Source organism: Sinomicrobium sp. (assembly GCA_029266035.1).
Taxonomy (GTDB): Bacteria; Bacteroidota; Bacteroidia; order Flavobacteriales; family Flavobacteriaceae; genus Sinomicrobium.
Window position 1 is genome coordinate 1 of sequence record JAJUFH010000045.1, and the last position, 10,412, is coordinate 10,412.

Sequence of the window (10,412 nt, forward strand, 5' to 3'; positions counted from 1 at the left end):
AGCATTTCATTGACTGACAAAACCAATCTTCGAGACCTTTTTACCAAAACTAAATTTCAATATGACAAAGAACGAAATAGCCTTAATGGGCAAAATTTATTTAATTTTTAACTCGTCCCAATTTTAATGGGACACTAGTGGGTAAAACCAATAAAAAGAGGGTATCGTTTTTACAAACGGTGAGAAATTGGATAACGTATATTTTGGGGTTGTCAATTTTGTAGCGATAGTTGAGGGTGTTGGATTGTGTACAGTTTTTCCCTGTAAAAATAATGTTAAATTTAATATGATTTCTTTAAACAACTATTATTTACGAATATCTATAAACTTTCTTCTCTTCATTTTGTCTTGATACAAAACGAAGCAAAAAATCAAGAAGCCTTTAAGGAAATTTTCCCAGCTATCGCGGGAAACCAGCTCAATTCCCGCTTCACGCTCCTTTTGCTATCGCAAACGCGATTCCGCTGGAATTAAGCTTATTTCTGGAAAGGCTTCGATTTTTGGAATAATCGGAATGTCAGCGCTATAAAACGAAAATGCGAAAATGCAGAAAAGCGAAAAAACACTAAGAACTAAGATCTCCAAAATTCTCTATTTCCTTTTTCACTTCTTCCAATAATTGCTTTTCAGTTGGCAGGTATAATTTGTACTGGCTGGCAACGATTTGTTTTTGTCCTTCGGGTAATGTGAATTTTACCACCGAATCATTTTTATCAGCACAAAGCAAAATTCCAATAGTCTGGTTTTCGTGAGGCTGTTTTTCTGTTCTATCGTAATAGTTCACATACATTTGCAATTGGCCAATGTCTTGATGTGTTAATTTATGTGTTTTAATTTCTATAATGACAAAGCACTGTAATAAGCGGTTATAAAATACCAAATCCACAAAAAACTCATCGCCCTCAATATGTATTCTTTTCTGCCGTGCAACAAAGGAAAATCCGTTACCTAACTCCAATAAAAATTCTTGTAAATGTGTTATGATGGCGCTTTCCAAATCTTTTTCATAATAAGATGATTCCCTTTTCAATCCCAAAAACTCTAAATACATTGGATCTTTGATGATTTCTTTGGCATCGGAAGGCAACTTTTCCTTCTTGGCAACAGCTAAAACACTTTCTTTGTCATTGCTCGACAAAAGACGTTCGTACAAACTACTGTAAATTTGCCTTTCCAACTATCTTACCGTCCAATTATTTTTTATTGTTTCAGCAATATAAAACTCTCTTTTATCTTGACTGTCAACACTTAAAAGTAGCTTATATTGACTCCAACTCAATTGTGTCCGCAGTGTAGACACAATTGGGAAAGTGCGGTAAAACTGGCGATACCAATTTAACTGTCGAGTTGAAAAACCACTACCGAACTCAGGTTGCAATTGTTCTGAAAGATATTTGATAAGAAATGTTCCATAATCAGCTCGGTCTTTACCTTGTTGTTCTTCTTCAAAAATACGCCTACCTATATGCCAGTACATCAGCGTTCGCTGATGGTCAACAGCACGGATAGCACTATCTCTAGACTGAGCTATGATGGCCTTTATGTCTGTTAATATGGACTTACTTGTAAGCATAATGTAAATGTTAAAAAATTCCCTCCTATGTCGTAAGAGTAAATATACAAAAAAGGAGGCTTATAATGAACGAGATATTAAAAGTAGCGTCTGGGTTATATCATATCGTGGTTATACACATCACCTTTAAAAGGTAGTTGAATCCACAATAAACACCTAATAACCTATCAATTACAAATCGTCTGAACCGAAGATCCCTTCCTCCTTCGGCGGACAGGCCGAGGGTCGGGATGACAGTAAAAAAGCAAAAACACAGAAAAACGAAAAACCACTAAGAACTACCAACTAATCAACAACAAATCGCGCCACACTAATTCGTCTATGGGGGGAGACGCAAAATTTTGCGTCTCTACAGCATCTGGTTTATGTCATATTGCTGTTCTACTAATCGCCCTGTATAAGGTAGTTGGGGCCATACTAAACAACTATGAACTAATGGATTGTTATTGGGTTATTAGGTTAATGAGTGATAACTAATCACCGAGTCTCCGCGTCACCGAGTCTCCGCGTCACCGAGTCTCCGCGTCACCAAGTCTCCGAGTCAACAAAAACCCTTCCTTCATTTTGTCTTGACACAAAACGAAGCAAAAAGTCAAGAAGCCTTTAACGAAATTTCTGAAAAGGCTTCGGGTTTGGGAAGTATCGGAATGTCGGCGCTACAAAACGAAAATGCGAAAATGCAGAAAAGCGAAAAAACGAAAAACCACTACGAACTACAAACTAAGAAAACTATACCCCCTTTGCTCCTACTCCTATAGTATATACCTCAAATCCTTTGCCTTCCAGTTTTTCACTGTCTAGCACAGCTCTTCCGTCGAATACAAATGAGGGGCGTAGCATATCGTTGTATATCTTATCCCAATCGTAGGTCTTAAATTCGTCCCATTCAGTAAGTACTGCTATGGCATGGGCATTATCGGCGGCTTGATAGGGGTCGTTGACCACGGTTACCAGCCTTCTGTTTTCTTCTTCACTTCGGGTATTGAGGTAATCGAGATCGGCATAAATTTGTTCTTCTGTTACTTTAGGATCGTAAACTACAATTTCTGCTTGTTCGTTGAGCAGATAATCGGCCACATAAATAGCGGCAGACTCGCGGGTGTCGTTGGTGTCTTTTTTAAAGGCCCAACCGAAGAAAGCGATTTTTTTGCCAGACACGGTATTGTAAAGCGTAGTAACGATATTGTCGGCAAAGCGCCTCTTCTGATGGTCGTTCATCAGTATAACCTGCTCCCAGTAATCGGCCACTTCGTGTAGTCCGTAAGACTTGGCAATATACACCAAATTGAGAATGTCTTTTTGAAAACACGATCCTCCGAAACCTACGGATGCTTTTAAAAATTTTGGTCCGATACGGCTATCGGTTCCTATAGCTCGGGCTACTTCATTGACATCAGCCCCGGTTTTTTCACAGAGTTCGGAAAGTGCATTGATAGACGAAACCCGTTGGGCTAGAAAAGCATTGGCGGTAAGCTTAGACAGCTCGGACGACCAGAGGTTGGTAGTGAGAATATTTTCTTTAGGCACCCAATGGGCATACACCGCTACCAAGGCCTCTATCGCTTCGGCCGACTCACCGCCTATAAGCACCCGATCGGGAGCGTGAAGGTCCTGTATAGCTGTACCTTCGGCGAGGAATTCGGGATTGGAGAGAATTTCAAATTTCACTCCTCCATTAGTGCTACCGGTATTGTGTAGTATACTTTTCAACGCCTGAGCAGTACGCACCGGAAGGGTTGATTTTTCTACGACTATCTTATCGTCTTTGGCAACCCTGGCAATCTGCCGGGCACAGAGCTCGATATACTTTAAGTCGGCTGCCATTCCCTTGCCTTTACCATAGGTTTTGGTAGGGGTATTCACCGAAATAAAAATCATTTCCGCTTCGTCGATAGCCCTGTCTACCTCAGTAGAGAAAAATAAATTTCTCCCTCGAGCTTCTTCCACCACCTTGTCTAATCCAGGTTCATAAACCGGAAGTTTATTTAAATCTTTATCGTTCCAGGCAGCTATTCGCTTTTCGTTGATATCGACTACGGTAACCTGTATCTCCGGACACTTTTGTGCTATTACCGCCATAGTGGGTCCGCCGACATATCCGGCACCTATACAGCAGATCTTGGTTATCTTTTTATTCATCTTATATAAATACTCTGTCAAGTATACTGACACTCAAACGGACAGCTCTTTTTTTAATTTTTCAAAAATACTATTCTACAGTGGTAAAACCAATTAAAATTAATTTCTCTTTTTACAAACGACAGTAAAGCGAATAAAGTATGTGAGTAGAGAGGTGTGAGGAATTAGTAGGGAGATATTAGTAGTGAGATATGAGTATTGGCTCTAAGTATAAATCTTCAATAGCACAACAGTTCTTCTCCTTTTCACCCAATCACCCCACCTTCAAGTCTCCGCTTCAACACAAAACCCTTCCTTCATTTTGTCTTGATACAAAACGGTGCAAAAAGTTGAGACAAACCCCATGTAACTGCGTGCCGTAGCGCAGCAAACAGTGTATCGAAGCCAACGACTGGAAAAGGCAACAACAAATCGCACTACACTAATTCGTCTATGGGGGGAGACGCAAAATTTTGCGTCTCTACAGCGTCTGGTTTATATCATATTCCTGTCTACATATCGCCTTGAAAAGGCTTCGAATTTGGGAAATATCGGAATATGGTTCGTACAAAACAGAAAAACGAAAACCCTACCAACTAAGAACCACGAACTAGCCAACTACACAAAGATTGCCAAACCGCCTCCTTAGGTCGGCTTCTCGCAATGACACCACACATCTCCTCATCACCTCCGCGTCTCATCACCTCCGCGTCTCCAAATCTCCTCATCACCAAATCTCCTCATCACCGAGTCTCATCACCTCCAAGTCTCCCCATCACCGCGTCTCCGCGCCTCCAAATCTCCTCATCACCAAGTCTCCTCACCTCCACATCTCCACATCTCCGTGTCACCGCGTCACCGCGTCAGCAAAAACCCCACTAGGTCTTCCTCAAATAAATAATTCGGGAATCGCAAAATAAGCTTATTTTTGCGCTATGTCTAGAAAGAATAGAAAGCCATTGATTGAACAGGTAGAGGTGATCGATGCCGGAGCGAAGGGCAAAGGGATTGCCAAGGCGCCCGACGGTCGTGTTATTTTCCTCTCTAATGCTATTCCAGGGGATGTGGTCGATGTGCAAACCACTAAAAAGAGAAAGGCGTATTACGAAGGGAAAGCGATTAATTTTCACAGGTATTCCGAAAAGAGACAGACGCCGGAATGCGAGCATTTTGGCACTTGTGGCGGATGTAAATGGCAGAATATGGGCTATGAACACCAGCTGTTTTACAAGCAGAAAGAGGTGGAAAACAATCTGACTCGCCTGGGTAAGATAGATCTTCCGGAAACTTCTCCTATCATAGGGTCTGATAAACAGCTGTTTTACAGAAACAAAATGGAATTCTCCTTTTCCGACAGCCGATGGCTTACTCGTGAAGAAATAGAAAGCGGTGAGGTACCGGAATATCGGAATGCCTTAGGATTTCATATTCCGGGAATGTGGGACAAGATACTGGATATAGAAAAATGCTACCTACAAGCCGACCCCTCAAACGAAATCAGAACGGCAGTGCGCGATTTTGCGCGGAAAAACGGATTGGAGTTCTTTAACCCCAGACAGCAAACAGGTTTGCTGCGTACCTTGATGATTAGAACTTCGTCTACCGGAGAAATTATGGTGCTGATACAGTTCTTTGAAAATCGGGCGCAAGATATCGCTTTGATGATGGATTTTCTCAAGGATAGCTTTCCGCAAATTACTTCCTTGCAGTATGTGATAAATGGAAAAGCAAACGATACTATCTACGATCAAGAGGTGATTTGCTATCACGGACGCGATCATATATTTGAGGAAATGGAAGGTCTTCGCTTTAAAATAAATGCCAAGTCTTTTTATCAAACCAATTCGCCACAGGCCTACAAATTGTATCAGGTAGCCAGGGAGTTTGCGGGACTTACGGGCGGCGAACTGGTGTACGACCTCTATACCGGTACCGGCACTATTGCGCAGTTTGTGGCTAAAAAGGCTGGAAAAGTGATCGGGGTAGAAGCTGTTCCGGAAGCCATTGAGGATGCTAAAAGCAATGCGCAATTAAACGGTATTGAAAACGTTAGCTTTTTTGCAGGGGATATGAAAAAGGTATTCAACAAGGCGTTTATAGATCAACACGGTCGCCCCGACGTGATTATTACCGATCCGCCCCGCGATGGTATGCACAAGGATGTGGTACAGCAAATATTGGATATAGCCCCGGAAAAGGTGGTTTATGTGAGCTGTAACAGCGCTACTCAAGCCAGAGATCTGGCCTTGATGGACGAATTGTACCGAGTGACTCGAGTACAGCCTGTAGATATGTTTCCGCAAACTCACCATGTAGAAAATGTTGTACTTTTGGAAAAGCGTGGATAATATAGCTGCAATGAGATCATACAGATCTCAAATCGGAACATCCCATTCAAAAAACTAGATTAAATTTGAAATGAAACTCAATATTACTGCAAAAAAAACGCTTATAGCTCTTTCTGTAATCGGCTTGGCTGTCATGCTGTTTCTGGGATGTGAAAAAGACGATATATGTCCGGAAGACTCCGCTACCACCCCGCTTTTGGTTATCACATTTCACGACAATAGCGACAGAGATTTGAAAGAGGAAGTAAACACTCTTAGTGTATACGGACAGGGGATGGATACTCCTGTAGATACCTTTAGAGACAGTACGGCTATCGATTCTATCGCACTTCCGCTCAAATTGTTTGAAGATGAAACCGTGTATGCCTTTACACTCAACTCTATACAAATTACTTCAAGCGGTGATACACTGCGTATAAAAAATGCCGACACCCTAAGGTTTCGCTATCAAACCGATCAGCACTTTATATCTAGAGCCTGCGGGTTTATTACCACTTATTCCGGTCTGACTGCCGAAAGGGATATGGACGACGATCAGCAGTGGATATCTTCGTTGGAAGTCGTTACACCTACTGTAGAATTACAAAATGCTGCCCATGTCAAGATATACCATTAGTATTGTATGCTTGCTGTTTTCTCTAGTGCTCAAAGCTCAGGAAAACGACCCCGCAACAACAACGCCTGAAGCTCCAAAAGACAGTGTTGTGTTTGAGGAAAAATACGGCATTAGAGTGGGTATAGACCTGAGTAAACCCATACGGTCGTTTACCAGCAGTAAATACAATGGCCTAGAACTGATGGGCGACTTTCGACTTTCGAAAAACCTATACGTGGCGGCTGAGTTGGGAATAGAGGAATACACTTCTCAAGAAACGCTCTACACCTTGTCTACTTCGGGCAGTTTTTTGCGTGCGGGAATAGACTACAACCTCTATGAAAACTGGTACGGTATGGAAAATATGATCTTTGCCGGAGCTCGATTGGGGGTGAGTGCCTTTAGTCAAACTCTGGACGAATACTATATTTATACCACTAGCCCCTACTGGGGAGAAAACCTTATTCCGGGTAAGGACGAGAATATACTCGGCGAGTACAGCGGACTCAACGCTCAGTGGTTGGAAATCCTCTTCGGAACTAAGGTGGAGTTGTTCAACAATCTCTATGTAGGCGCATCGGTAAGACTTACCTATCTGCTAAACGACACTCCACCCGACAGTTTTTCTAATCTGTGGATTCCGGGATTTCAAAAAGTGACGGACGACAGTAAGTTTGGACTCACCTTCAACTATTCGGTATCCTACTTGATTCCTATATTTATCAAGACCAAAAAAGGTGCGCTAAACAAACAGGAACCGATACAGCCCGAAGCTGAACCCGATCCTATGCAGCAATATCCGACGCAAAACCCAATGCAAGATCCGATGAGAGACCCTATGCGAGATCCGATGCAATATCCTATGATGAATTAACGCACCAGCTTGGGAGGGCTAAACGACCATTTTTTAAATATCCTTTCTCCCGACGGGGTTTTTACCACCCAAAACCTAGGTGATACGAGCACAGCGATTAGTGCTGCACATACCATCGCCCAAAAGTGAGCTTCGGGAAAAATATACTTCAGTAAGGCAAACGATATCACAAAGGGGATTCCAAACCCTATAAGGTTGTACAAAAAAGCTTTGTGCTTGTTTTTCATTGTTGTGGGGTATTTGGTTAATGATTGGTTTTAAATTATTTATTTGTTGTTTACATTGTTATTCTTTTGATTGCCATTTAGCTTTTTTACTTCCTGCATACATCTCGTATTTTACAAATCTGCTCTCTAACTTACCGTTGTAGAGTTTTATCCTGCGCGAGGGACGAAGGCCTACCGATTTTAGTGCATCTGGATCGGAGGTGATGAGCCAGGCTTCGGTGCCGGAATATTTCCTTTTTAAAGTATTGCCTATATGGCTGTATACCTCTCGTATATCTACAGCAAGGCGTTCGCCATAGGGCGGATTGAACACCATGTGTAACTTGCCCTCTCCTTGTTTTTCAGATTCAAAAAAATCTTGCTGCGACAGCTGTATATAGTCGCTTAAATTGGCATTTTTTACATTATCTGTCGCCTTTCTCACTGCCGACGGTGCCTTGTCGAAAGCCTGAATTGTATGGTGAAATTCTCTGACTTTATTAAGGCTGCTCTCGGTAACTTTTTCAAAGAGCTCGCTGTCGAAGTCGGCCCATTTTTCGAATGCAAATTCCCTGCGGTTGATATTAGCGGGAATATTACAGGCTATCATCGCCGCTTCTATAGGTATGGTTCCGCTTCCACACATGGGGTCTATAAAGTCGCACTGTCCGTCCCATCCGCTCAACAACAACATTCCCGCTGCCAAAACCTCGTTGATTGGTGCGATATTGGTAGCACTGCGATACCCACGGTGATGTAGAGAAGCTCCAGAACTGTCGAGCGAAATAGTGCATATATCGCTCTGGATATGTACATTAATCCTCAAGTCGGGATGCTTGATGTCTACATCCGGACGCCTTCCTTTCATCTCCCGAAAACGGTCTACTACAGCATCTTTTGTCTTGAGTGCGACATACAGAGAGTGGTTAAACTTCTCTGAATGCACCACTGCGTCTACCGCAAGGGTATTGTCGACGCTCATAATATCTTCCCAGCGGATCTTTTTTACAGTCTGATACAAATCGTCTTCGTTGCGCACCCTAAACGACCGCAGAGGTTTTACAATCTTCAAGGCAGTTCTCAAACACAGATTGGCCTTGTACATAAAACCTTTGTCGCCAGTAAAGGAAACACTCCTCACCCCTGTCTCTACTCCAATAGCCCCGAGCTTTCGAAGCTCATCGGCCAATATCTCTTCAAATCCAAAAAAGGTCTTGGCGACCATACTGTAATTATTTGCCATTTCTCATCGCTTTAAAAGGCAAAAATACACTAATTTAGTCCCTTCGCTATAAAGTCTTTTAAACTTTTGCACATAAGACTTTGTAAACATAATGTTTTTTTTTGTTTATTCCATGTTTTAAGGTGAATTTTCACAATGTCGCACTCAACACATATAATAAATTACATTCTTCCGGTTATAGCAGTTATAGCGGGATTCCTTTTTGTGCTCTTTATGCGACCGCAAAAAGAAAAAATATTTAAGCTTTTACTGGCGTTTAGCGGAGCCTTCCTGCTTTCTATTACGGTGTTCGAACTGGTCCCGGAAGTGTTTGAAGATCACTCCGGAAAGACACCGGGTATATTTATTATGTGTGGTATATTTTTGCAGATATTCTTAGAATTCTTTTCTAAGGGGGCTGAACACGGACATATACATCACTCTCCGGGGCATAAGTCTTTTCCGTGGATGCTGTTTATAAGTCTCAGTATTCACTCTGTATTGGAAGGGATACCTATTTACCATCACAACACACTTATATACGGTATAGTAATACACAAACTGCCAATCGCAATAGTGCTGACTACCTTTTTTGTAAACAGCAATATCGATAAATGGAAAATGATGGCATTTATGATACTCTTTGCTTTTATGACTCCTCTAGGTACTTTTTTAAGCACTAATCTCCATCTTATTGAAGAATTCTATATGCCTATAAACGCGTTGATTATCGGAATCTTTTTACATATCTCTACTATAATACTCTTTGAAAGTGCCGAGGGGCATAAGTTTAACATTACCAAACTAGTAGTAATTATAGCGGGTATACTCACCGCTTATGTGTTGTAATTATGTTTAGCAGAGAGGAATCAAAAAAATTACGTCAGGAATTCTGGATTTCCTTCGGAAAGTCGTTTCCACGAAAGTGGATTCGCTACCATACCGGCATAAAGGATTTTTCGTTAAAATTTCACTTCGACACCAAAAAGGCGATGGTATCTATCGATATAGAATCTGCCGATAAAGAGGAGCGTTTATTGTATTTTGAGAAACTAAATGCACTCAGCGCAATTTTTAAAGAAGAATACGTATCTGATGCTGTATTTATAGAAGACTACATCTTAGACAACCACAAGGAAATATCGCGTATTTACGTAGAAAAAACACAGGTATCTATTCACAACAAAGACAGCTGGAGAGACTGCATGGAATTTCTGAATGAAAAAATGCTTCGCTTTGAAGCATTTTTCTTGGAATATAAGGATTATATAAAAATCTGATTATCCATAGAGACGTACGGGCGAATTGCAATTCGCCCCAACCGCCCCCAACCGGCCCCAACCTTAGCCATAAAAAAAACCCCTCACCACGATGTGATGAGGGGTTGATAAGAAGGCGGCGACATACTCTCCCACTAATGCAGTACCATCTGCGCGCATGGGCTTAACTTCTCTGTTCGGAATGGTAAGAGGTGAG

The 10,412-nt window shown here is 41.7% G+C and carries 8 protein-coding genes, 1 rRNA gene and 1 pseudogene; 5 read left to right on the forward strand and 5 right to left on the reverse strand.

Annotation, left to right across the window (positions count from 1 at the left end):
• Positions 1-565: 565 nt before the first annotated feature.
• Positions 566-1,573, reverse strand: a pseudogene (locus ACYZZR_RS13105) (PDDEXK nuclease domain-containing protein).
• Positions 1,574-2,302: 729 nt separating this feature from the next.
• Positions 2,303-3,712: a UDP-glucose 6-dehydrogenase gene (locus tag ACYZZR_RS13110; RefSeq protein ID WP_461534463.1), complete on the reverse strand. Its 1,410-nt coding sequence runs from the start codon at positions 3,710-3,712 to the stop codon at positions 2,303-2,305.
• Between the two features lie 914 nt (positions 3,713-4,626).
• Between ACYZZR_RS13110 and rlmD the strand changes: the two genes are divergently transcribed.
• The 3 genes from rlmD (at position 4,627) to ACYZZR_RS13125 (ending at position 7,508) form a co-directional block, all read left to right on the forward strand.
• Complete coding sequence (rlmD, locus tag ACYZZR_RS13115) at positions 4,627-6,039, forward strand: 23S rRNA (uracil(1939)-C(5))-methyltransferase RlmD (RefSeq protein ID WP_461534464.1); 1,413 nt, start codon at positions 4,627-4,629, stop codon at positions 6,037-6,039.
• A 70-nt stretch (positions 6,040-6,109) separates the two neighbouring features.
• On the forward strand, positions 6,110-6,655 hold the full coding sequence (locus tag ACYZZR_RS13120; protein ID WP_461534465.1) for a DUF6452 family protein: 546 nt from the start codon (positions 6,110-6,112) through the stop codon (positions 6,653-6,655).
• Positions 6,636-7,508, forward strand: coding sequence for a DUF6048 family protein (locus tag ACYZZR_RS13125; RefSeq protein WP_461534466.1), 873 nt, complete (start codon positions 6,636-6,638; stop codon positions 7,506-7,508). The genes ACYZZR_RS13120 and ACYZZR_RS13125 overlap by 20 nt, the downstream gene beginning before the upstream one ends.
• On the opposite strand, the gene ACYZZR_RS13130 is transcribed toward ACYZZR_RS13125, so the two are convergent.
• Both ACYZZR_RS13130 and ACYZZR_RS13135 read right to left on the reverse strand, forming a co-directional pair.
• Positions 7,505-7,735, reverse strand: a complete 231-nt coding sequence (locus tag ACYZZR_RS13130; protein ID WP_461534467.1) for a hypothetical protein — start codon at positions 7,733-7,735, stop codon at positions 7,505-7,507. The genes ACYZZR_RS13125 and ACYZZR_RS13130 overlap by 4 nt on opposite strands.
• A 58-nt stretch (positions 7,736-7,793) precedes the next feature.
• Positions 7,794-8,957, reverse strand: a complete 1,164-nt coding sequence (locus tag ACYZZR_RS13135) for a THUMP domain-containing class I SAM-dependent RNA methyltransferase (protein WP_461534468.1) — start codon at positions 8,955-8,957, stop codon at positions 7,794-7,796.
• A 213-nt stretch (positions 8,958-9,170) separates the two neighbouring features.
• Here ACYZZR_RS13135 and ACYZZR_RS13140 point away from each other — a divergent pair, with 213 nt between their 5' ends.
• A complete protein-coding gene (locus ACYZZR_RS13140) occupies positions 9,171-9,785 on the forward strand; it encodes a ZIP family metal transporter (RefSeq protein WP_461534469.1) in 615 nt (204 codons plus the stop codon).
• Between the two features lie 2 nt (positions 9,786-9,787).
• Complete coding sequence (locus tag ACYZZR_RS13145; RefSeq protein WP_461534470.1) at positions 9,788-10,216, forward strand: DUF4268 domain-containing protein; 429 nt, start codon at positions 9,788-9,790, stop codon at positions 10,214-10,216.
• Positions 10,217-10,326: 110 nt separating this feature from the next.
• On the opposite strand, the gene rrf is transcribed toward ACYZZR_RS13145, so the two are convergent.
• A 5S ribosomal RNA gene (gene rrf / locus ACYZZR_RS13150) occupies positions 10,327-10,412 on the reverse strand; the annotation flags it as partial.

What these genes read in the sequence shown, in the direction of transcription:
- ACYZZR_RS13110 (WP_461534463.1), bottom strand. Translation starts at nt 3,712, where the DNA reads ATGAATAAAAAGATAACCAAGATCTGCTGTATAGGTGCCGGATATGTC.
- rlmD (WP_461534464.1), top strand. Translation starts at nt 4,627, where the DNA reads ATGTCTAGAAAGAATAGAAAGCCATTGATTGAACAGGTAGAGGTGATC.
- ACYZZR_RS13120 (WP_461534465.1), top strand. Translation starts at nt 6,110, where the DNA reads ATGAAACTCAATATTACTGCAAAAAAAACGCTTATAGCTCTTTCTGTA.
- ACYZZR_RS13125 (WP_461534466.1), top strand. Translation starts at nt 6,636, where the DNA reads ATGTCAAGATATACCATTAGTATTGTATGCTTGCTGTTTTCTCTAGTG.
- ACYZZR_RS13130 (WP_461534467.1), bottom strand. Translation starts at nt 7,735, where the DNA reads ATGAAAAACAAGCACAAAGCTTTTTTGTACAACCTTATAGGGTTTGGA.
- ACYZZR_RS13135 (WP_461534468.1), bottom strand. Translation starts at nt 8,957, where the DNA reads ATGGCAAATAATTACAGTATGGTCGCCAAGACCTTTTTTGGATTTGAA.
- ACYZZR_RS13140 (WP_461534469.1), top strand. Translation starts at nt 9,171, where the DNA reads ATGCGACCGCAAAAAGAAAAAATATTTAAGCTTTTACTGGCGTTTAGC.
- ACYZZR_RS13145 (WP_461534470.1), top strand. Translation starts at nt 9,788, where the DNA reads ATGTTTAGCAGAGAGGAATCAAAAAAATTACGTCAGGAATTCTGGATT.